Here is a 24311-nt window from a genome sequence, read left to right as displayed (position 1 = left end):
GTTATGTATCCTTTTATCCCTTATTCCATCCCTACTCAAGATTTTCCTAATAGTCTTGATGCCAATAAACTAAAGGCATTTATAGGTTGGGATGGGGTAGTTGTGTTTGATGAGAATACAGATATTTTGGATTTGCTTAAAAACTATGCCTTACAATACCAATGTTATGCAGAAGCGTGCGGAAGATGTACTCCCGGAAAATATGGGGGAAAAATCCTTTATGAATTACTAGATAAAATTCAGAGTCATTCACAAAACCCCAATGAAGATATCCAACATCTGGAAGAAGTGTGTAGATTAATGATGAGTGCAAGCAAGTGTGAGATTGGAAAAACTACTCCTAAGCCAATTTTACAAATTTTACACTCGCAAAAAGAAGTTTTTTTAAATCCAAAAAAAACTCAAAAAAATCAACATTATATTTCTAAAATTACCGCTCCTTGTACAGATGCCTGTCCTTCTCATGTCAATATTCCCGGGTATATTGAGGGTGTTAGGGATTTGTTATTTGGCGATTCTTTAAGTGCCACAAGAGGCTCTATGCCACTAGCTCAAGTGTGCGGGAGAGTATGCCCACATCCTTGTGAAAATGCTTGTCGGCGATTGATTCTTGATGAACCTATCAGTATCATGGAACTCAAACGAATTGGTGCAGATTATGAATATGATATGGGCTTACCTTATCAACATCCAAAAATTCCCAATACTCAAAAATCAAAAACACAAGTAGCTGTTATCGGCGCAGGTCCGGGAGGAATTAGCACAGCTTATTATTTAGCTCTGGAAGGTATTGAAGTAGATGTTTATGAAGCGCTTCCTGTTTTGGGAGGAGAAGTAGCCCTAGGAGTTCCGGATTATCGAATGCCTATTAATCACTACAATCATGATATAGATATGCTTAAAAATCTTGGAGTTAGATTTCATACCTCAACCCCTATGGATACACAATCAATGCTAAAACTTGAAACTTCTCACCAAGCCATTGTTTTAGCAACAGGCGCGCGTATTTCAAAAAAACTTGGCATACCCGATGAAAATCCCTCACTGGAGGGATATATCCCCGCTATTGAATTTATGGATGCAATAAACCTTGCTCAAAAATTCAACATCGGAGAATTACCAAATATTAAGGGTAAAGATATTGTGTGTGTTGGTGGAGGATTCACTTCCATGGACGTTGTAAGATGCGCGATAAGATTGGGAGCAAAATCTGTCAGAATGCTTTATCGCAGAGATGAGGCTATGATTATAAAAAACACTTCCGAAGAAGAATATAAAGAAAGCCTGGAAGAAGGAGTGGAATTTAATTTTCTTTGTGCCATTGAAAAAATTATTACCAAAGAGGGTAAGATTACTGCTATTAAAGTAGCTAAATTTGAACTCAAAAAAACCCCCTCTTCTCCTAGGGGTGAATTGATTAAAATCAATGAAGCTCCCTTGGAATTCCAATGTGATATTTTAATCCCTGCAGTTTCACAAATCCCTGATTTTTCTTATCTTCCCAAAGAATGGGGAATAGAGCTTAACAAATGGGGAACTCTTCAAACACGTGCAGGTACTTTTGATACAAATAAAAAAGGAGTTTTTGGTTGCGGGGATTGCGTAAGCGGTCCCCTTACTATTGTCAATGCCGTTGGGCAAGGAAGGCGTGTAGCAAGTGTCATCAAGCGTTATTTGGAAAATGGAATTATCACACTCAATGATGAAGAAAAAATGGAAGATTATCTCCATGAAATTGGTGTATTCAATCAAAAAGATTCCATTAGCGGTTGGAATAAAGGATTAAAACGATTTCAAAGCCAAAAAGCAACTCCTCAAGAAAGAAAACATAGCTTTATTGAAGTCAATCATGGACTCTCCAATCAAGATGCCCTACTTGAAGCTCAACGATGTATGCGATGTTATTATATTGCAATGGCGGTGATATAATGGAACTCTATATCAATGATCAAAAACTTTCCTTCGATGCAGGACAAAGTATTCTTGAAGTCGCCAGAAAAAACAATATCTATATCCCCACTCTTTGCCATTTACCCAAACTTATCCCTGTAGGGGCATGTCGGATGTGTATTGTAGAAGAAGACAATGGCAATATTATTGCTTCTTGCAAGAGTCCGGCTACACAAGGGATTCGAGTTTATACCAATACTCAAAAACTACAAAAATATCGTCAAGAAATTATGAAATTCTTATGTATTAACCATCCATTAGAATGCGGGGTATGCGATAAAAGTGGTGAGTGCGAATTACAAGACAAAGTCTTGGAAACAAAAATACCCTTTCAAACCTTTGGAGCGCTTCAACGTAATGATGATTTTCTTGTTTTTAAAAACAAAATCTATGATGAAAGTTTATGTATCATGTGCGAACGTTGTGCAAGGGCTTGTAACCAAATCGTAGGGAATAATTATTTAAAAGTAGTCTCCGGAGGGTATAATTCAAAAATTAGTATTCATGAAAATCATTATTGTGAAGATTGTGATGAGTGTGTCAGTGTATGCCCAACAGGAGCGATGATCTCCCAAAGATTTCAATATAATTCCAATGCATGGGAACTTGAAAAAACTCCAAGTGCTTGTCTTAATTGTGCCATGGGGTGTTATATTGTCTATGAAGGAAAAAATACGCAACAAAATACCCATTTAAATAAAAACAAAAAAGTTTATAGGAGCACAACACAGATGGATTTCGCTCAATTATGTCATTCAGGAAGACATAACTTTGTCAATGCTCCTATTTGCAAAAAAGATGAATCTCAATTGCACAAAGCTGTTGAAGCATTTCAAAATGCGCAAGCCATTAGAATTAGCACACAAATTAGCAATGAGGAAGCCTATGTGCTTGCTTATCTTAAAGATAAATTACATCTTAAACTCTATTGCGAAGAAGCAAGGGGTTATCAAAATTTTATTTCCATACTCAAATCTACTTCAAAATCTCCTCTTCATAAGACAAAAGATGTGCTTAAAGAAAGTGATGTCTGTATGAGTTTGGCAAGTTTTATTTTTGATGAAATCCCCGTGCTTAAAAGTCAGATTATCCAAACAATAACCAAACAAAATACACGATATATTTGTCTCCATCCTATCCCTGATGAACGACTCCAAAAACATACTTATATCCAATATGAAGTCCAAACTGAATTAGGGGTTACAGCATTAATGCTGGCAAGTTTTCTTCAAGGCATACAATTGCCGGAAGAAATAAAAAATTTTATTGATAATCTTGATATAGGTTATTTAAGTTCAGAATCTAATATCGCAGAAGAAGAGCTTGAAAATTTAAGAGAAATTTTTAAACAATCTAAAAATCCTGTTTTATTTATAGGCTATGAATTATTTTATCATCAACACTCCCAACAAATTGCCTATATGTTAGGACTTATTGAAAAATATACTCCTATAAAAATCATTGTTCTTTCACCCTCAGGGAATGCTATAGGGATTTCTCTTATCTGCAATCTTGATGAAGACACTTGTGAAAATAAAGGTGTGATAGGGTATAAAACTCAAGGTGAATTTGTCTTAAATGAAGCCATTGAAGATATTATTTATGAACAAAATCAAGATTTCATTTTAAAATCTGATTTCACTCTTCCTTCGATGCTTCAACTAGAAGGCAGTATTGTGAATATAGACTATCAATTACTGCCTGTTAACCCATCTTTGCCTTATGAAGGTTATGATATTTGTGATATCGCTCAAAATTTTGGGATGCCGGAAACCTCTCTTATTGAATTCACACATAAATTACCTCCGGAAAAAGGTTTTAGACCTATTTTCTATGATGATCTAAAAAATTACTTTGACCAAAATGGCGCTGAACACAGAGGCTATTCTCTTCAAACCAAACCTTTTATCTCCAAAGAAATATCATTACACAAGATTGATTTTCTTCCTGAATCTAATGGTTCTATTTTATATATACCTAAATATTCAGGAAATTTTTTAGGGTTTGATATGCCCAAAATTCTAGGATCTAAGCAGTTTGGAATAGCCAACAAAATTTCTTCAAATCAAAAAATTTCTTGCATGTTTGGGAACAAAGAGTTTATTTGTGAATTTATTGAACAAGATTATCTGAAGGGAATGGTAGCGATTTTGCAAAGCGGTAAATATTTTGTTTTTAATGAAAAATATCCTTACGAAAAAATCACCCTTAAAGGTTGGAGTGAAAATGCCTGAAATAACTATAGATAATATAAAATTACAATATCAAGAAGGCGAGAGTATCCTTGAGATTGCTAGAAAAAATAATATTTATATCCCTGCTATTTGTTATCTCACAGGATGTTCTCCTACAGTTGCATGTAAAATGTGTATGGCAGAAGTTGATGGCAAGCGTGTTTATACTTGCAATACAAAAGCTAAAAATGGCTCTATTGTCCTAACTCAAACCCCTGAAATACTTGCTGAGAGAAAAGCAATCATGCAAACTTATAATGTCAATCATCCGCTGGAATGTGGGGTATGCGATAAAAGTGGCGAGTGTGAATTACAAGATATGACTTTGAGAACACAAGTAGATATACAGCCTTTTAGCGTTCAAGATAATGATAAAATAGGCTCCGCATGGGCACAAACTCAATATGATCCTAATCTTTGTATCATGTGTGAACGTTGCGTTACTACCTGCAAAGACAATATAGGAGAAACCAATTTAAAAGCTATTAAAACAGAATTAAGTGCCCCTGATAGTTTTAAAGATAGCATGCCCAAAGATCCTTATACTGTATGGAGTAGAAAACAAAAAGCCTTGATTGGTTTCATTGGTGAAAACCCTTGTTTTGATTGTGGGGAATGCATTTCTGTGTGTCCTGTAGGGGCATTGGGTTATAAAGACTTTAGCTACAAAGCAAATGCATGGGAATTGCAAAAAATAAGCTCGACATGCCAACATTGTGCAGCAGGATGTTACCTCAATTATGAAATCAGACATCAAGATATAGAAGGTGAAAAACAAAAAATTTATCGCATTAGCAATAATTTCAATCATAATCCAATTTGCGGTGCAGGAAGATTCGGATTTGATATTAGCTCAAGCATACAAGGAAGTAAAAATATCGCTCAAGCAATAAAAGCGCTACAAGAGGCAAAAGCAGTTCGTATTGGAGGAGATATTACCAATGAAGAAGCTTATATCATTGAAGGTTTGCGTCAAAAATTAGGCTTTAAACTTTATTGCGAAGAAACAAGAAATTTTCAAATATTTTCAAATATTTTGGCTCAAAAAAACATTTGTAGTCTCTTGGATATTAAAACTTCCGATCTCATTATTACTTTAGGTTCAAGTATCAAAACTGAAAATCCTCTTTTAAGATATGCTATCAACAATGCGCTTAAACTCAATAAAAATACTTCCTTAATCTATGCACACCCCATCAAAGATAATCTCATAGAAAGACTAGGAAGAAATATCCTCTCTATTCAATATATGCCTCAGTGCGATGAGATCATGCTGGGAGCAATCCTTTTGGCTTATGATCTCAACCCACAAAATACTCTATCACAAATCCAAGCAAGTAAAAAAATAATTTTCAAAACTCAAACTAAAGAAGTTAAAAAAACCATCCCTCAAGAAGGCGAGGAAACATCTGGAGAAATTATTGAAAAAATTGAAGAAACGACACAATTACCATACTATGAATTGCTTGAACAAATAGGTGTTGATTATGAAAAATGGGACAATCTGAAAAAAATGCTCCAAGCTTCTTTATCCCCCATCTTATTAGTAGGACAAGATATTTATCAACACAAACAAGCAAAAAATATTGCTTGTTTGCTCGCATATCTGCAAGAGCAAACAAATCTTAAAATTATGCTTATTCCTCCTCATACCAACTCAGTAGGTATTTCTTTGATTTGCACACTCCAAGAAGACACAAGAGAAAATGAAGGAGTAGTAGGTATCCGTGCAAATGGAAGTTATTGCATTGATTCAGATAAAACCAACGCTCAAAGATTGCCCAAACAAAAAGTAGATTTTATTCTTCCTGCACACAACCAGCTTGAAGCCACCTTCACAAACTTTGAATACAAATTATTACCTCTAAAACCTGCACTTCCCTACCAAGGATATGATTTAAGTGATATTGCCCAAAGTTTTGGCTTTGAGGGTGAAAGCCTTATTGACTATACACATTTGCTCCCTGAAAATAAAGGCTATTTGAATATTTCTTATGAATACTTACAAAATTCTTATACTAGCGGGGGAGAAGACAAAAGAGGCTACCGGCTGACTCCTTTATTAAATTCGCTCCCCGGTCTTGAGATAAACCCCATAGAAGCCCTTACCCCAAAAACGTTCAATGCTTACCTCAAATATCCTCAAACCCAATTTTCATCCACAACTGCAGCGAGTGAAAATCTACAAACAAAAATTGGTATTTATACTTCCAAAACCAATCTTGAAACACTCAATCTCCATGAAGGAGATGAAATCTTGTTACAAAAAGATAATCTTTATCTTAATGGAAAAATTTATATTGACTATGATTTACAACAAGATATCTTTGTGGTTTCTCCATGTCTGGATAAAAATGGAATTTTTAAGCATAATATTTTTGAAAATTTAGTAATGAAGGAACATAGATGAGTGCATTTATCATCGAAACATTGATTAAAATTTTAATTGTTGTAGCTGTATTCTCATTTTTGGGTGGATTTGCTACCTATATAGAAAGAAAAGTATTGGCTTTTTTTCAACGCAGACTAGGTCCCAGTTATGTAGGACCTTATGGAATTTTGCAGCTTCTTGCTGATGGTATCAAACTCTTTACCAAAGAAGATGTCTTACCTCAAAATGCTAATAAATTTATTTTTAGTATTGCTCCAATTATTGCCATGATGAGCGCCCTTATTCCTATGGCAGTCATTCCTTTTTTTGGTGATTTCACTATCTTTGGCTATGAAGTTCATCCCATTATTTCAGATATAAATGTAGCTTTATTGTTTTTCTTGGCTGCAGGATCAGTAGGTATTTATGCCCCACTGCTTGCGGGTCTATCTTCAGGAAGCAAATACTCTCTTCTTGGTGCTGCAAGGGCAGCTATTCAACTTTTAAGTTTTGAAGTTGTAAGCACATTGACTATTTTAGCCCCCTTGATGATCGTGGGTTCTCTATCTTTAGTTCAAATCAATCATTATCAATCAGGAGGAGTTTTAAATTGGTTAGTTTTCAAACAACCTCTGGCTTTTGTTTTATTTTTAATAGCTAGTTATGCCGAACTCAACAGAACACCCTTTGATCTTCTTGAACATGAAGCTGAAATTGTTGCAGGCTATGTTACTGAATATAGTGGTCTCAAATGGGGAATGTTTTTTTTAGCTGAATATGCCCATCTCTTTGGTTTTTGTTTTGTAATATCTCTTATCTTTTTTGGTGGGTATAATCCCTTATGGTTTATTCCCGGAGGGGTTGCTATTATTTTAAAAGTTTGTTTTTTTGTATTTTTGGCTATGTGGGCTAGAGCAACTTTTCCACATGTCAGACCCGATCAGTTAATGCGCATGTGCTGGAAAATCATGATGCCTCTAGCACTAATAAATATCCTCATTACAAGCATTGTGATATTACTTTAAGGAAAAAAAATGGCAAAACAAAATTATAAATATATACGAACCACTCCTCAAATCACCTCTGTATCACAAAAATTCTTTGAGACTATCAAAACTACATGTGGATTAGAGTTATTTAAAGGACTTGCCTTAACACTCAAAGAATTTTTTAGTAAAAAAGTTACTGTGCGTTACCCCTTAGAAATACTGCCTTTAAGCCCAAGATATCGAGCAGTTCATAACCTTCAACGATTATTAGAATCCGGAGAAGAAAGATGTATCGGGTGTGGTTTGTGTGAGAAAATTTGCACAAGCAATTGTATTCGTATCATCACACATAAAGGCGAAGATGGGAGAAAAAAAATCGATAGCTATACAATCAATTTGGGACGTTGTATTTATTGTGGTTTGTGCGCTGAAGTATGTCCCGAACTGGCGATTGTTATGGGAAATCGCTTTGAGAATGCCAGCGAACAAAGGGCACATTTTGGAATTAAACAAGATTTCCTTAAAGACACTCAAGATGCAAAAAATCTAACCCAACAAGAATTTCAAGGATTTGGATCTATCAGCTTAGATGCAGATATCAAAATCAAAAAAACCCCTTTGGATTATTAGGAGAATTTTATGTTTGAAGTGATAGCTTTTTATTTTTTTGCTATTTTAAGTTTGGCGATGTTTTTAATTGTCATTACAACTAAAAATGTTTTATATGCCCTGACTGCTCTTTCAAGTGGCATGATCTTTATTTCAGCTTTTTTCTTCTTGCTTGGGGCTGAGTTTATGGGGGTTGTTCAGATTGCTGTATATGCCGGAGCTGTTGTTGTAATGTATGCTTTCGGAATGATGTTTTTTGATACTTCAAAAGATATTATCGAAACACATCGTCATCCAAAAACTCTTTATGTTCTTGTATTTGGGATTGCTATTATCCTTACGCTTATTTTTGGAGCCCCTATTGTCTCTCAAAATTTAACCCATATCCAACCCGAAACAACCCTGGCTATTACACAAAAAATGAATAATATTCAATTGGTTGGCTATATTTTATTTACCAAATATCTTATCCCTTTTGAAGTAGCTGCTATTATGCTTTTGTGCGCATTAGTAGGAGGTGTAGCTACAGGGCTTCGCAAGGTTCATTTTCCGGATTCACAACCGGAACAAACAAAGGAAATATTATGATTAGTCTTGGACATTATTTAGTTCTCGGTGCACTCATGTTTTGTATTGGCTTAGCAGGCATTTTAAGACGTAAAAATATCTTAATGCTATTTTTTTCTACAGAAATTATGCTTAATGCTATCAATATAGGTTTTGTAGCGATTGGAAGTTTCATAGGAGATATGAATGGACAAATGTTTGCGCTTTTTATTATCGCTATTGCTGCAAGCGAAGTGGCTATTGGACTTGGACTGGTTATTATGTGGTTCAAAAAATACAAAACTCTTGACATTGATAACCTCAATATCATGAAAGGCTAGGATATGCGTTTTTTATCTGATTCTCATTATATTTTTCTATTGTATTTAGTGATTTTTTGTCCTCTGATAGGTGCTATTTATGCAGGTTTTTGGGGAAATAAACAAAAATCTCTTCATGTTGGGTGGGTAAATTCTTTTTTGATTTTTTTATCATTTTTAGCCTCAGTCATTCTTTTTATAAGCGCAACTAATGGTGTAAAAATTAATGCCACTTTAATGGATTGGATGGTGTTGGGAGATTTTAAAACTCAATTTTCTTTTGTGTTAGATTCTATCAGCGCTATTATGATTTTTGTCGTTAGTCTTGTTTCTTTTTTGGTTCATCTTTATTCAATAGGATATATGGCAAATGATTCAGGCTATAATCGATATTTTAGTTATCTTTCGGGTTTTGTATTTTCGATGATGGTTCTTGTGATGAGTGATAATTTTTTAGGACTTTTTATTGGTTGGGAAGGAGTCGGACTTTGCTCATACCTACTGATTGGTTTTTGGTATATCAGGACAAGTGCAAATTCTGCTTCTATTGAAGCATTTGTGATTAATAGAATCGCCGACCTTGGAATGCTTCTTGGCATCATAATACTTTATTGGCTATTTGGGACTTTACGATATGATGAAATTTTTGACTCATTAGCAAACACAAATATCCCAAGCTTCTATCTGGGTGTTGCAGGATTTCTTTTATTCATAGGAGCAATGGGAAAATCAGCGCAATTTCCTCTACATACTTGGTTAGCAAATGCAATGGAAGGACCTACGCCTGTATCTGCCCTTATTCACGCTGCTACGATGGTAACAGCAGGTGTATATCTACTTATTCGAGCCAATCCAATCTATGATCTTATCCCTCATTTTGGCTATTTTGTTGCCTGCCTTGGAGCATTTGTAGCTATATTTGGTGCAAGTATGGCACTTGTAAATAAAGATCTTAAAAGGATTATTGCATATTCTACCTTATCTCAACTTGGCTATATGTTTGTGGCAGCAGGACTTGAAGTTTATTGGATTGCATTTTTTCATTTATTTACCCATGCTTTTTTTAAATCGCTTTTATTTTTAGGTGCAGGAAATGTCATGCATGCAATGGAAGACAAACTTGATATTACAAAAATGGGATCGCTTTTTAAACCTCTTAAAATTACAGCGATTTTTATGATTATTGCTTCTATGGCACTTTCAGGAATTTATCCATTTGCAGGATTTTTTTCCAAAGATAAGATTTTGGAAGCCTCATTTGGAATGGAACATTATTTTTTATGGTTACTTTTACTCATTGGAGCAGGCATGACAGCATTTTATAGTTTTAGATTGTTGATGTTGGTTTTCTTTGCACCAAAAAATCATTCGCTCCCTCACCCCCATGAAGCAAACTCATTGATGTTGTGGAGTATGTTTCCTTTAGCTTTATTGGCAATTATCGCAGGGTTTTTTGAAGAAAATTTTCTTCATTTTATAACTCAAAGCATCCCTCTTTCAAAAGAATTCCATGCTCCTGTTTGGTTGCTTATCATCATTACAACCGCTGTTGCAATCCTATCAGCCCTATATGCTGTTTATCGATATAAAAACGGCTATAAAGAATGCTCTGGAGGTTTTATCCACAAGCTTTTAACCAACCAATATTATATCCCGCAATTTTATAAAAAAGTTTTTATTACTCCTTATGGCATGATCGCTGAATTTTTATGGCAAAAAGTTGAAATAAAAATCATTGATGCAACCGTAGATAGTATTGGCAAATTCCTCATTTGGTTGAGTAAGATATTTCAATCTGTCCAAAATGGAAGTCTTACACAATCTTTGCGTTTGATGAGTTTTGGAGTTTTTATAATGCTTATTTTTGCAATTATTGAATTTTGGAGGTAAATAATGGAATATCTACTTAGTATTGTGATTTTTTTTCCCGCACTTGCTTCCATATTTGTTTTTATTATGGATAATAACGTCGCCAAGCCTTATGGTATCACGATTGGACTTATTGAGCTTATTTTAGTCATAGCATTATGGATGGGTTTTGATTATACTAATCCGAGTATGCAGTTTGAGAATATTTTTAGTCTTATTCCTGATTATGGTATTAATTACCATGTAGGGATTGATGGCATATCTTTATTTTTACTTCTCTTAAATGGTTTTATTATTTTTCTAGCTACTATCTATCTCAATCAACCCAATGATAAAAACCATCTTGTTGTTTGTTTGTTGCTTTTAGAAAGTATTTTAATGGGTGTATTTTCATCTTTAAATATGGTGTTATTTTATATTTTTTGGGAAATTTCGCTTATCCCCATTCTCTACATGATTGGCGCTTGGGGAAGTGGTGAAAAAATTTACGCAGCCCTTAAATTCTTTTTATATACTTTTGTAGCTTCTCTAATCATGTTTATAGGAATTTTATATTTTGGATATCTTTATTATATTGCAACAGGAAAATGGAGTTTTGATATTTTAGATTGGTATCATCTTGTATTGCCTTTTAATATGCAAATTTGGCTTTTCTTGGCATTTTTTATTAGTATTGCAGTTAAGATACCTATTTTTCCTTTTCATACGTGGCTTCCTCACGCCTATGGAGATGCTCCAACATTAGGATCGGTTGTCCTCGCAGCAGTATTGCTAAAAATGGGGACTTATGCCTTGGTAAGATTTTCTCTACCTCTATTTCCTGATGCAAGTTTTGCGCTCGTAATTCCGGTAGCGATTTTGGCATTATTTATGGTAATTTATGGAGGGTTGCTTGCTTTTGCTCAAAAAGACATGAAACAAGTCGTTGCTTATAGTTCAATTTCTCACATGGGTGTAGCAGTCATGGGTATTTTTGCCATTAATCTTGAAGGGATAGGCGGTTCTGTATTTGCAATGGTGGGGCATGGTATTGTTAGTGGAGCATTATTCATGCTGGTAGGAATGATTTATGTGCGAAGACGAACAAGGCAAATTTCAGAATTTGGAGGATTAGCAACTGTCATGCCCAACTACGCGACTCTGTTTGGGATTGTCATGATGGCAAATATTGGATTACCATTGACAATTGGATTTGTAGGTGAATTTTTTAGTCTTTTAGGATTTTTCAAAGCTCACCCTATTTTAACCTTATTAGCCGGAACAAGCATTATTCTATCAGCAATCTATATGCTTAATCTCTATAAAAATGTATTTTTTGGCTTATTGAGTAATGTTAAGAATAAAACTCTTAAAGATTTATGTCCTAGAGAACTAAGCGTGATGATTCCTTTTGTGATGGCAATTATTTTCTTTGGAATTTATCCTAAACCTATTTTATCCCCTATCCAAAATAGCACCAAACAATTATTGCAAATCATGAATGATCGAGCTACTCAAGAATCGACTAAAAAACACTTGCAAAAATCTATCTTGAATTTAGATTTTATTCAAAATCCGGAAAATATTTCCAAATCAATAAAAGAGGTATGATATGTTAGAAAGTTTCTATATTCCCATTGCAGATCTTAAGCTCCATACAATCTTGCCAATGTTTATTGTAATTTTTGGAGCTATTTGTATCCTTGCTGCAAATGCTTTTACACTAAAATTCTCTCGAAGTCTCAATGTGGCACTCTGCATGCTTTTTATTGCTATTGACTTAGCTTTTGTGCTTGGGCTTAGCGGATTTGATTTGGGATTTTTTGGTGTTATCAGATTAGATGGGATTTCTATTTTAACCCAAATGATTATCTTAATCGCAAGTTTATTTTTTATCTTTTTAGCTATCTCCAAAAAACGATATGCCGAATTTCAAACTCCTGAATTTTATCCCTTGTATCTATTTATGACAGCAGGTTTTCAATTTATGGTTTCAAGTGATAATTTAATCTTAATTTTACTTGGACTCGAAATTGCCTCTCTTTCACTTTGTGTTCTTATTGCCTTTAATGATGAAAATACAGGTATAGAAGCAGCAATTAAATATTTTATTATGGGAATTTTAGCAAGCGCATTTTATGCAATGGGAGCAATGATTTTATACCTTGCTACAGGGAGCGTGGAAATCCATAGCATTACTGCTTTTATTTATCAAAATAACTTTGAACCCACAATTCTTTTTGTCATAGGATTTATTTTTATGATTGGAGCAATTGGATTTAAAATATCCCTTGTCCCATTCCACACTTGGATGCCTGATGTCTATGAAGGAAGCAATCCCGTCCTTGCGGGCTATATCTCTATTATTCCCAAAATAGCAGGCTTTGCTGTAGCAATTCGGATTTTTGAAGTCTTCATCAAATCTGAAATTTCTTGGATTGAAAATCTACTTTATATTTTAGTGGTAATCACTATTACAATACCCAACATCATGGCATTTATGCAAGAAGATGTCAAAAGAATGCTTTCATTTAGTTCTATCTCACATTCCGGTTTTGCGATGGCATGTATTTTTATCAATACCACACAAAGCCAAAATGCAATGTTTTTGTATTGGTTTATGTTTTTAATTACCAATATAGGATCTTTTTCAATACTTTGGCTTTCAAAAAACAAAGAAAAAATATGGCATCCTCGTTATGAGCACCCCTATTCAAAATTTCAAGGACTTGTTAGAATCTATCCGTTAATGGCTATTTTATTGGCTATATTTTTATTCAGTCTTGCAGGGATACCTCCTTTTGCAGTATTTTGGGGAAAAATGTTGGCTGTAAGTGCTGCGATCAATGCGGGTTATATTTGGCTTGCAATTATTATGATGTTAAATAGCGCTATTGCAGCTTATTATTATTTGAAATTGATTGTCTTTATGTTTTTAAAAGATCCTATTGTCAAACAAGAAGATTCCAAAGTCTATATAGAAAATGCAACCTACTCTATCAAGGGAGTCATAGGTATTGCAGCAGTAGTTTGTTGCTTTTCGATTTTTATGGTCCAATTTTTGCTTGATATTACTTCAAAATATATCATCAATAGTATTTATTAATAATATTTTGGAGAAATGATTGCACCCTTTTAGAGCACTTTTCCTCTTTATGATTGTCTCAAGCGTTTCGTATTCTCTTGAGATTGTTGTTAATTATGGCAAAGAAAATTCTAGAGATTTTGCTGTGCTTAATATCAAAAATGACAAACCTTTTTCTTGTCTGGAGAATTTCAATCACCAAGGAGATGTAACAGCAGTAGAATGCGTCATTGATGCTATACCCCAAGAGGGTTTTACCCCTACGAAAACAATGTTTTTTAATTTTTATTACCAAATGATTGATGGTAAATTTCATCTCTATATTAAACCCAATAAAAAACAGAAACTCTTTTTTATTCCCCCAAATCTCAAAAAAAACAATACTCTCATCATCAAAGAAAAACCTTCTACCTCAAAATCATGGCAAATTATAGGTTATGAAGAACAAATTCCTTTTTTATCAAATCAAACTCCAATTGGGATTAATTTCCCCATTTCAATAGAAGATGCACAAACACCCTATATGCCTGAATTGGATATTGACAATAAACCTTTGAAATATTTAAAGGGGCTTGATTTTGAAGCTTATATGAGTGCAAAAGCCCTAATACAAAAAAAGGATTATTACAAAGCTATCAACACTATTAATGATACCTTAAAAAAATATCCTAACACACTTTTTAAAAAGGACTTTTATCTTTATCAAATGATTGCTCTCTCTCATCTGGATCCGGATCAAAACCATCAAGATGCCATCATCACAATAGCGCTTAATTGGATTAAACAATACTCCAATGATGCAGCCATGCCTCAAGTGCTTTATTTGCTGGCGAATGCTTATTCAAATATTCGTTACCATACAGAATCACAGCATTATTACAAAAGAATCATTCAAGAATATTTTCAGAGTCGTTATGCCCCGCTTGCAAAAATGCAGCTCGCCATAGATCTCGCTAACACGAATGTAAATTTAGCTTCTATTTATTTTCAAAAAGCCTATGGAGAAGCAAAAGATTTAGCAAGTGCAAGCGAAATTGCCTTATATTGGGCAGAGTTCGAAATCCAGAGACAAAACTTTAATAATGCAATTATTTTAATCAATAAAATCCAACAAGGTTACCCACAATTTTTTCTCCAAGATCCTAAGAAAACTTATAAAACTATAGAATTTCTTGCAAAAAATAAGCTGTATAAAAATGCTGCCCAAATTGGTCAATATCTCTCAGAACATACCAAAAATCAAGAAATTCAAGAGCAAATTAGCTATGATCTTGGCAAACTCTATGAAAAAGCGGATGATTTTGATAATGCCCATCAAGCCAATCTTGAATACATCAAAAAATATCCTGAAAGCAGACAAATAAAAGCAGTTAAAAAAAGGGATGATAGTATTCTCTTTGAAGTATCCGGAAATAATGAAGAAAAACTTAAACGCTATGATTATATCATCAAAAAATATCCCCACACACAACAAAGTCAAAAAGCCATTGAACTCAAAGCCCAACTCTTTATTGAAGAAAAACAATATAAACAAGTTTTGGATATGAGAAAAGAACTTGGAGAAAAATCACCTCTTTTAGAAGAAGCCATCAATAAACTTATCAAAATCTATCTTCAAAATAATGATTGCAAAAATGCCAATATCTATCTTCTACAAACTTCCAATTATCATCTTGATGAAAATGAAAAACTCAAAGCTTTTGACTGCCTCTATCAAGCCTCTTTGAACAAAAATGCGCAAGTAATTTCTGCAGGCCAAGCACAAAATGCCAAAAGCATAGAACAAAAACTTGCTTGGCTTTATCGAGATGCAAAAAATCTCTATCAATTAGGAGAATACAAACCTTCGCTTATGGCTGCAAAAGATGCCTTTTCTCTTGCACTTTCAAGTAAAAATTCTCAATATAACGATATTGGTTTTATATTGTTTTTTGATCTTGCAAAAATAGGCAATCAAAATGAAGCCTTTGAAGTTTATGCAAAATTAGAAAAATTATTCAGCAATGATTCAAGAATGATTGAAGTTTATGCGAAACTTCTTGAGTGGCAATTACAAAATAAAAATGAAACCACCATACAAATTTATGCCAAAAACATTATCCGCCTTCAAGAAAAATATAAAATTGATACTTTTACTCCCAGTGTTGCATTTGAGCTTATCAACTCTCTTGTAAGAACCCATAAACTCCAAGATGCCCTCACTCAAATCGATATTTTATTGCAAAAAAATTTAGACAATGAAGCAAAACAAAAAGCTTTTTACACAAAAGGTTCTATTGAAAATCTCCAAAATAATCCTAATGAAGCAAAAATATCATTTGAAAAATGCTTGAATATTCATGAAGAATCTCCATGGAAAAATCTCTGTTCGCAGGGATTAGAATTGTTAAACAATAAAAACTAAGGGATAAATTATGGTGGATATGAGCATTTTTAGAGAATATGATATTCGTGGTATTTTCAACCGCAATCTTACAAAAGATATAACTTTTGGGATTGGGGCTTTGATCGGAGAAAGGATTCAGGCAAATGGAGAAGATAGCATTATTATTGGATATGATGCAAGAGTGCATTCACTCAATCTTTATGAGTGGCTTCAAGATGGTCTCACAAGCAAAGGGATTAAAGTTTATTGTATTGGACTCATCCCTACCCCGGTAGCCTACTTTGCCACTTGTAATGTGATTGATGGTATTTCTACAACCAACTCAATCATGATTACAGGCTCACATAACCCTCCACAATACAATGGGTTTAAAATCACACTCAAAGCCAAGCCATTCTATGGGCAAGACATTAAAGAATTAGGGAACCAACTCTGTGCTACTGCTATTTCATATATTTCAAATTTTTCCAAAACTCAAAAAATAGATGCACTCAGTTCCTATCAAGAGTATCTCATCAAGCACTTTGAAAAACTTAGAAATTTCCCTTATAAAATTGTCCTTGACTATGGTAATGGTGTAGGTAGTATAGGCATGGATAGAATTTTAGATGTTCTCCATATCCAATATGATTCTTTATTTGCCACTCCTGATGGAAATTTTCCCAACCACCACCCCGATCCTAGCGAAGAAAAAAATCTCCTAGCCATCAAAGACTATATGACAAAACATCAAATCCCAATAGGATTAGCATTTGATGGGGATGCTGACAGAATTGCTTTGTTAAGCTTGCATCACTCTTATAAGGGCGATGAACTTGCTATTTTGTTTGCGCAAGAAATGGCAAACAAAGGCATGAAGCCATTAGTAATTGGCGAAGTAAAATGCTCTCAAATAATGTATGATGAAATTAACAAAATAGGTAAAAGCGTGATGTATAAAACAGGTCATAGCAACCTCAAAATAAAACTCAAAGAACTAAATGCTCATTTAGCAGCTGAAATGAGTGGGCATTTGTTTTTCAATGATCGTTATTTTGGCTATGATGATGCAATTTATGGCGCACTCAGGGCATTGGAATTATTCTTGACCCATACACCTAAAGAATTAGAAAACAACATCAAAAACCTTCCTCATTCTTATAGCACCCCGGAAGAGAAAATCTCTGCCACAGAAGAGACAAAATTTCTCATCATTGATGAACTCTATAAAATTCTTCAAAATCCCCCAAGTGATTTCCCAAAAATCCTAGATATTATTACTATTGATGGGGTAAGAGTAGTTTTTGAGAATGGATGGGGACTCGTGCGCGCAAGCAATACTACGCCTGTTTTGGTTACAAGATTTGAAGCCAAAAATAAAGTAAATGCAGATTTTTATAAACAAAAACTTTTAGCCCTCATAGAAGAAATCAAAAATAAAATATAAAAAATTAAATGTCTTATACAAAATACCATCACCAATTAGATTTAAGTGATTTTGGACAAATAGTCTGTAAATTATTTTATATTTTTTGATTTGCAATATTCTTCGTATTGTTGTTTATCAAAAAATTTTTCATAATATGTTTTCATAATTCTAGAAGATTTACCAGCCCCTATATCTTCATTAATATTTTCTATAAAATTTTTAAAATCAGGATTATTTTTTACCAACAAATTAAGAGTATCAATATCCGGGCTTTCTTTATATTTTGCAGAGATCATCACTTCACAATCCTCAAGTTGCCCTCTCAATTTTATAACTCCAATCCCAAAGGCAGTATTGAGCCTTTTTAATTCATCTAACAAATCAGTTTTATTATCAATTTCAAAAGCAACCAAATAACCTTCATTTGCCCAACTGGAATTTGAAATAGCCTGAAAATAAGATTCTCTCAAATTTGAAAAAGATAATTTTTTCTTTAGCTCAAAAGAATATAATTTATAGCTAGGGCAAGCTAAATTTGTTGTTAATTTCAATGTTTGAGGTTCGTAATCGTCGCCAAAAGGGAAATAAATACCCACAATATCAGGATGTATCCACTCGTTTTGACCTTTTTCTTTTTTGTCAGATTTATTAGCATCAATCGTTTTGGAATAAATCTTAAATTTATACCACACAAAACTCACCAAAAGAAGATGGAGATCAATCTCATTAAATTCACTTTTTTTATTATTTTTTTGGTCTTCTTGAGATCCGGTTTGAATTTGTTTGGATATGAGCACTTGCGTGGATCGATTTTTTCTATCTTTCATCTGATAGCGATTAGGATTTTTTGAAATAATTATATATTTAGAATTCTCTTTTTTTATATCATTACAAAGTAATGCGCTAACTGAATACGATGGAGTTTTTCCATGGCTATTTAACTTTTTATCCAGTCGCTTTATTAGGGCTTTTTCCCAAATTTCTTTATATGATAGCGCTTCTTGAGCATTGATTAATACTTCATCAACCAAATTTCTTAGCGTATATTTTTTCATCAATAAATCCCAATCTTTACAAAATATCTATTATTTTAACATAATTATTACAGCCCACAAGGTTTGTTCCATACAAAAATTACAATTTTATTTCTATGCCTAAAAGTTCTCTCGGATAATTTTTAAGTATTTATCCAATCATGTTAAGACTATTATTTTAAGATATTAAATTGATAAAATATTTATCTGTCTCCTCTCTCATTTTAATCCCAACCTCTAAAAAAGCTTCCAACAAAACTTCGTAACTACCATCTCCTCCAAGAAAATCCCAAAATTCCTTAGCCACTTTGATTTGGAATTCCAAATCAAGTATCCCCGACATTGCCGATCTTCGATAAGGTTTTGACTCATTAAGATTATATTTAACTCATTGAGATTATAACAATAAACTTAATATTCAGTTTTGTTTAAGTTTCATAGGAAGGATCTTTTATATGAAAAAAATAAAATTGAATGTGAATGAAAAAAAAGTCTTAAAGCCTAAAAACTTTGATCTCTCACAATTTGAATTAGAGCGATTTTATCACTCCGCCATCAAATCATTCTTTAAATCTTACAAGAATAGCAAAATCTATCTTTTTTACGAGGAACTTCGAGATTTGCTCTGGGAACTTCAAAATCAAGATGGAGTAATTTATATTAATCAACGCAAAAAAACTTATCAATTCGACATAACCAGCAAAACAGTTAAAAACTGGCTTGCCGAACTTCAAAAGTTAGGTTTTTTGGAATTCAAATACAAAATTAAAGATATTTGCTGCATTCAAATGAAAAACTATGAAAATCTTGTAATTTTAAATCCTCCCGCTCAAAAAGAATCCGGTGAAACTCTTCTGCCTAAAAGATTCTACAAAGATGTTCAACTCATTATCAAAAACGCTATTAAGCAATACAAAAACAAAACTCTTCTTATTGAGAATGAAAAAGTAATTGTCTGTGATTTTGATAAGAAAAAAGAACTCGCTTTAAATCAAAGTGTGTATTTAAAAATAAAACTTGCTGATGATGAATGTTTTGAACAAAAAATTACCTACGAACACTTCATCGGCAAGCCACTTCCCAGTCTTGAATGTAATTTTCACCAAGCCATTATCAAAAAAAGAATCAAAGAAGCTCTGGAACACTCTAATAATTGCTATGAACAAATGCAATTAGTTTCATAATATAGAAAGGATAACAAAATGAAAAAAATTAATGAACTCCAAATGCGTTATAGCCTAATGATTTTTATATTTTTTCTCAACTTTGCTCAAGCAAAAGATTTTGGAACATTTATTAATGAAATTTTAAATTTAATCAGCAACACATATATGAAAGCATTAGGCTCTTTAATTATTCTTGGTGTAGGTATTTATATGATTAAAGAAAAAGAGCGGATCAAAGAAATTTTCGTTACCTGCATCATCATTATTATCGGGGTAGCTGTTATCGTGAATGCTAAAGAAATTTCTAATTACATTTTTGATAGTGCAAAATAAGAATAGATAATGATTGATGTTGCTCAAGCCAAAGTAGAAAATATCCGAGAGCTCACCAAAAAAGAAAAATTTTTAGGATTGAATTTAAACTCTTGGATTTTTTGCGGTATCTTATCTGTGCCAATAGCAAATCTAACTCTCTTCTATGGGTTTGTTCTATTTCTAATTTTAATCACATTTTTTTATATCGCAGAATTTTTTGATGAAGACATTATAGATATTTTATTTGCAAATTTCACTATCACCGGTCTTGATACCTACTATGCTTAGGAATGCTCAATGAATTTAATTGAAAGTATCAAACACTATGGGAATTTTCTTTTTGGCAAAACTTTACCCAATCATTATTCTATCATCGAAGAAAACAATATTCTTGGAATTTTCAATGATGATTTTATTATCACAAAAAAAGAGAATCTTGTAGGCATGATCACTCTTGAAGGAGTCAATTACAGCAATCTCAATGAAAGCGATATGAGCGAATTATTTATGAATCGCCTGAATGCACTCAATGCGATTGATGAAGGTATTGAACTTAGAGTAATTACTAAACGAAGAGAATTTTTATTCAATCAAAAATATGAAGATATACCCAATAAATATGTTAGAGAAATTATCAATCTCTGGGAGGGGAAAGAAAGGGTATTTGTAAATCAATATTTTTTAATCTTTGAGAGTAAAAGTACGAATTTCACAGGATTTTTAGAAAAAAAGAAACTTGAATTGACAACTTCCATCAAAGAAGAAAAAAATACCAATGTAACCCATATCAACAAAGAAATTATCCTAAAAGCTATCATTCAAAGAGTTTGTCAAACACTTATTGATTTATCACCCAAACAACTTAACTCTGTAGATATATTGAGATTTTATGGTGAATATATCAACGGAATTTATATTCCATTTAATCCTCAAAACGGAATCTTAAGCGACAGTTATATCGCAAGCAACGTCAGTTTTCATAAAGATTATTATATTCAAGATTTTAACGGGGAAAAAACTTACAATCGCATTATTGGTGTTAAATCTTATGATACAGAAGAGATCACATCTCTTACGCTATCGAATTTATTACATCTTGAATGTCAAGTTGATATTATTTTATCAATTGATCCAATATCTAAAAACAAAGCAATTTCGAAGATTGAATCTAAAAGAAAAACCTCTTCGGATCTTATAAAAGAAAGTCTTGCCGAACTTAGAGAACTGGTTAAAACTGATAGGGTAATCATTCAAAATCTTTCATTAGTGGTTTTGGTGAAAGATAAAAACAAAAAATCACTGGATAATATCAGCCAACAAATCCTCAATATATTCAAAAACTATGGTTTGGTAGCTGTGATTGAAACCATCAATATGATCCCAACATTTTTCAGTTTTTTCCCTAATCGAAGCAATCTCAATGCCAGAAAACGACTCCAAAGCTCTAAAATAATCTCTACAATGATTCTTTTTGAGAAAGAACCCGCAGGAAGAAATAAAAATTCTTGGGGCAATATGCCTTTGTCTGTTTTTAAAAATCAGAGTCTATCGCCTTTTTTATTCAATTTTCACGCTGAAGAAGTCAAAAATAATGAATATGTCTTGGGACATACAATGATCATTGGAGGGACAGGAGCCGGGAAAACTACGCTTGTGTCCTTTTTGATGATGAATGCCATGAAGTATCCTATCAATATCCTAGCCCTTGATAGACTCTATGGAATGAGAATCATGACTGAATTCTTTAATGGAGAATACAATACGGGAGAGGATTTTTACATCAATCCCCTTACATTGGAATACAGCATTGATAATATCAGTTTTCTAAGTGCATGGCTAGGATTCTTAGTTGGTGTTCATGAAAGCAATCCGGAAGATATTGTAAAAATATCTTCCATTGAAAAAGTACTTAGAGATGTCTATCACAATCTGAGCATTCAAGGGATTGTGCCTCAATTAAGCGATATTGCAGAGGGTATCGTTAAGATGAATGATGAATCTGTCAAAATACAACTAAACAGATATTTAAATAATGCTATATTCAATAAAACTCAAGACTCCCTAAGTTTTAAAAATCAACTCACCACTTTAAATATGGATTTTATAGTCAATTCAGAGAAAGACGCGTCTTTAGTCGCGTATTACCTGTTCCATAAAATGATTTATGAAGCCAAAGAAAATAATAAAGGCTTTTTCATGTTTATCGATGAATTCAAATCTTATACAGAAAATGAAATGATGAATGAAAAACTTAATCTTGCTATCACACAAGCAAGAAAAGTCAATGGTGTCATCGCTCTTGCCTTTCAAGATATAAACCAGCTTGATGAAGTCAAAAATGCTTCTTCATTTATTGAAAATATGGGACAAATTATCTTATTCCCTACTAAAAATATTGATAAGCTTGAAAAACACGGGATAGTTTTATCAGATATTGAAAAGGAATTTTTAATCTCAACTTCGAAAAATGAACGCAAAATCCTATTGAAAAATAGAATTGATAACAGCTCAAATATTCTTGATGTCAATCTTGCCAAACTTGGAAAATATCTCAATGTTTTTAATTCTAATGCTAACAACGTAAGCAGACTCAAAGAACTCAAAAAAAATTTCCCAAACAGTTGGAAAGAGAAATATATCAATGAATGATATCTATGCTAATTTGATGGGAAGTTTCACCAATGTTTTAGGTAATTTTGGAAATTCATTAGCTCAATCTATCAGCGAAACTTTAAAACTTCAATTTATTTTTCCTGCGATGATATCTGTCTTGATATGGATATGGGCAATTAAAAAAATTAAAGATAGAGATATGTTTGAAATAAAAGCCATAGTGAATCTATGTATATTTCTTGCATATATAGCTTTCTCAGGCTGGGCATTAAATGACCCCACAAAATTTATGGAATATTTTAATAATTTTATCAAATTACCCTCTGAAGTTTTATCCGATGGAATAACCAAAGCTATTGCCAAAACAGGAACACTCACTCAAATTGAAGAAAAAACAGGTATTGATACAATCATCACTCAAAATTTTCAACTTATTTCATCTATAAGTAAAACAATCTGGAAAGACTTTAGTATTTTTAAAATCGGGGGAACTATTTTTCAAATCTTACTTGGAACGATAGCTATACTCATACAATTAATCTATCTGTGCATATTGTGCATAATTATTATTATGACAACCATTCAATACTATGTTTGGTCTTCAATGGCAATATTTTTTATAGGATTAATGCTTTTTCCTCAAACAAGAGGAATACTCGGAGCATATCTGAAACTCTTAATTTCACTAACACTCTATCAACCCGCTTTATTATTGATGGCTTCTTTAAATACAGGCGCTATGAATGCCTTAATCAAAATAACACCCACAACAGTTGAAATCAAGAATAATTCGATATTTAATATAAACGTACTAGATACATACGAGATCATAGGAATATTTTTTCTCATGTGTGTAGTGGGAGTCATATCCATACTGCTTTTGCAATTTATTTCAAAAATTATAGACTCCCTTATGGGAACTCAGAGCGATATATCAGGAGCTGGAAATATCACAAATATGGCTACAAAAGGCACTGCGGCTGTGGCAAGCATGCTGGGAGGTGCTGCAGCCGGTAGTGCCTTAGGCTTAATGAAACAAGCTTATTCTCAAGGAGGTGGAGGCATGAAAGGACTTGCCAATGCAGCTCTCGCCGGATTAACAGGTGGAGGGAGTGTAGCTGCAGCACCTCTTGCTAAAAAAGCCAAAAGTCTTATACAAAAAGGAATTTCCTTTGGTGCTTCAAAACTTGGAGGAGGTAAAAAATGAACAACCCGTTAAAAAATCAATTCAAATTTATCAAAACTCAAAAGATTAAACCGGTAATACTGGGTATTTGTGGAATGGCATTTCTTGGTTGTACAAATAAATACTATGAAATGTATAAAAGTCCTTGTGCATGTTTAGATAAAAAAAAGATTCAACATATTCAAAAAAACACCAATTTAGATTCATACAACAATAATTATCTTAAAAAATTTGAAGAATTAGGAATATAA

General features: G+C 33.1%; 18 protein-coding genes and 2 pseudogenes. 18 read left to right on the top strand and 2 right to left on the bottom strand.

The genetic code is table 11. The features are described 5' to 3' along the window. Positions 1-3: 3 nt before the first annotated feature. The 12 genes and pseudogenes from BKH45_RS04465 (at position 4) to BKH45_RS04410 (ending at position 17764) form a co-directional block, all read left to right on the top strand. Positions 4-1929 carry an FAD-dependent oxidoreductase gene (locus BKH45_RS04465; RefSeq protein ID WP_095274279.1) on the top strand — a complete coding sequence of 642 codons (1926 nt, stop codon included), beginning with the start codon at positions 4-6 and terminating at the stop codon, positions 1927-1929. Next, positions 1929-4184, top strand: a complete 2256-nt coding sequence (locus BKH45_RS04460; protein WP_180675629.1) for a 2Fe-2S iron-sulfur cluster-binding protein — start codon at positions 1929-1931, stop codon at positions 4182-4184. Before BKH45_RS04465 ends, BKH45_RS04460 begins: the two co-directional genes overlap by 1 nt. Beyond that, positions 4177-6594 carry an NADH-quinone oxidoreductase subunit G gene (locus BKH45_RS04455; protein ID WP_095274277.1) on the top strand — a complete coding sequence of 806 codons (2418 nt, stop codon included), beginning with the start codon at positions 4177-4179 and terminating at the stop codon, positions 6592-6594. Before BKH45_RS04460 ends, BKH45_RS04455 begins: the two co-directional genes overlap by 8 nt. Next, positions 6591-7580, top strand: coding sequence for an NADH-quinone oxidoreductase subunit NuoH (nuoH, locus tag BKH45_RS04450; RefSeq protein WP_095274276.1), 990 nt, complete (start codon positions 6591-6593; stop codon positions 7578-7580). Before BKH45_RS04455 ends, nuoH begins: the two co-directional genes overlap by 4 nt. Before the next feature lie 9 nt (positions 7581-7589). Next, positions 7590-8171 (top strand): annotated as a pseudogene (gene nuoI / locus BKH45_RS04445) (NADH-quinone oxidoreductase subunit NuoI); the annotation flags it as partial. 12 nt (positions 8172-8183) lie between these two features. Continuing rightward, positions 8184-8741 carry an NADH-quinone oxidoreductase subunit J gene (locus BKH45_RS04440; RefSeq protein ID WP_095274274.1) on the top strand — a complete coding sequence of 186 codons (558 nt, stop codon included), beginning with the start codon at positions 8184-8186 and terminating at the stop codon, positions 8739-8741. After that, entirely contained in the window at positions 8738-9040 is a 303-nt protein-coding gene (gene nuoK, locus BKH45_RS04435) for an NADH-quinone oxidoreductase subunit NuoK (protein ID WP_095274273.1), read from the top strand. Before BKH45_RS04440 ends, nuoK begins: the two co-directional genes overlap by 4 nt. Before the next feature lie 3 nt (positions 9041-9043). Continuing rightward, positions 9044-10909: an NADH-quinone oxidoreductase subunit L gene (gene nuoL / locus BKH45_RS04430; protein WP_095274272.1), complete on the top strand. Its 1866-nt coding sequence runs from the start codon at positions 9044-9046 to the stop codon at positions 10907-10909. A gap of 3 nt (positions 10910-10912) precedes the next feature. Beyond that, positions 10913-12478 carry an NADH-quinone oxidoreductase subunit M gene (locus BKH45_RS04425; protein WP_095274271.1) on the top strand — a complete coding sequence of 522 codons (1566 nt, stop codon included), beginning with the start codon at positions 10913-10915 and terminating at the stop codon, positions 12476-12478. 1 nt (position 12479) lies between these two features. Further along, entirely contained in the window at positions 12480-13973 is a 1494-nt protein-coding gene (gene nuoN / locus BKH45_RS04420) for an NADH-quinone oxidoreductase subunit NuoN (RefSeq protein WP_095274270.1), read from the top strand. Between the two features lie 19 nt (positions 13974-13992). After that, entirely contained in the window at positions 13993-16356 is a 2364-nt protein-coding gene (locus BKH45_RS04415) for a flagellar protein (protein ID WP_095274269.1), read from the top strand. Positions 16357-16369: 13 nt separating this feature from the next. Further along, on the top strand, positions 16370-17764 hold the full coding sequence (locus BKH45_RS04410) for a phosphomannomutase/phosphoglucomutase (protein WP_180675641.1): 1395 nt from the start codon (positions 16370-16372) through the stop codon (positions 17762-17764). Positions 17765-17835: 71 nt separating this feature from the next. Here the strand turns inward: BKH45_RS04410 and BKH45_RS04405 are convergent, their stop codons facing one another. Then, positions 17836-18801 (bottom strand): HTH domain-containing protein, encoded by a 966-nt coding sequence (locus BKH45_RS04405; RefSeq protein ID WP_095274268.1) that lies wholly within the window; start codon positions 18799-18801, stop codon positions 17836-17838. 157 nt (positions 18802-18958) lie between these two features. Further along, positions 18959-19150: pseudogene (locus BKH45_RS04400) on the bottom strand (TdeIII family type II restriction endonuclease); the annotation flags it as partial. Between the two features lie 85 nt (positions 19151-19235). On the opposite strand from BKH45_RS04400, the gene BKH45_RS04395 reads away from it, so the two are divergent. Genes BKH45_RS04395 through BKH45_RS04370 form a run of 6 tightly spaced genes read left to right on the top strand, consistent with a single transcriptional unit; the run spans position 19236 to position 24311 of the window. Beyond that, complete coding sequence (locus BKH45_RS04395; protein ID WP_095274266.1) at positions 19236-19964, top strand: hypothetical protein; 729 nt, start codon at positions 19236-19238, stop codon at positions 19962-19964. A gap of 18 nt (positions 19965-19982) precedes the next feature. Beyond that, entirely contained in the window at positions 19983-20279 is a 297-nt protein-coding gene (locus tag BKH45_RS04390) for a TrbC/VirB2 family protein (RefSeq protein WP_095274265.1), read from the top strand. A gap of 9 nt (positions 20280-20288) precedes the next feature. After that, entirely contained in the window at positions 20289-20549 is a 261-nt protein-coding gene (locus BKH45_RS04385; RefSeq protein ID WP_095274264.1) for a virB3 type IV secretion protein, read from the top strand. A 9-nt stretch (positions 20550-20558) separates the two neighbouring features. After that, positions 20559-22910, top strand: a complete 2352-nt coding sequence (locus tag BKH45_RS04380; protein WP_095274263.1) for a hypothetical protein — start codon at positions 20559-20561, stop codon at positions 22908-22910. Continuing rightward, positions 22903-24081: a type IV secretion system protein gene (locus tag BKH45_RS04375; protein WP_095274262.1), complete on the top strand. Its 1179-nt coding sequence runs from the start codon at positions 22903-22905 to the stop codon at positions 24079-24081. Before BKH45_RS04380 ends, BKH45_RS04375 begins: the two co-directional genes overlap by 8 nt. Then, complete coding sequence (locus BKH45_RS04370) at positions 24078-24311, top strand: hypothetical protein (protein WP_095274261.1); 234 nt, start codon at positions 24078-24080, stop codon at positions 24309-24311. The genes BKH45_RS04375 and BKH45_RS04370 overlap by 4 nt, the downstream gene beginning before the upstream one ends.

The sequence above is a fragment of the Helicobacter sp. 11S03491-1 genome (genome assembly GCF_002272835.1).
GTDB lineage: Bacteria > Campylobacterota > Campylobacteria > Campylobacterales > Helicobacteraceae > Helicobacter_J.
This window is presented reverse-complemented; position numbering and strand designations above follow the sequence as displayed.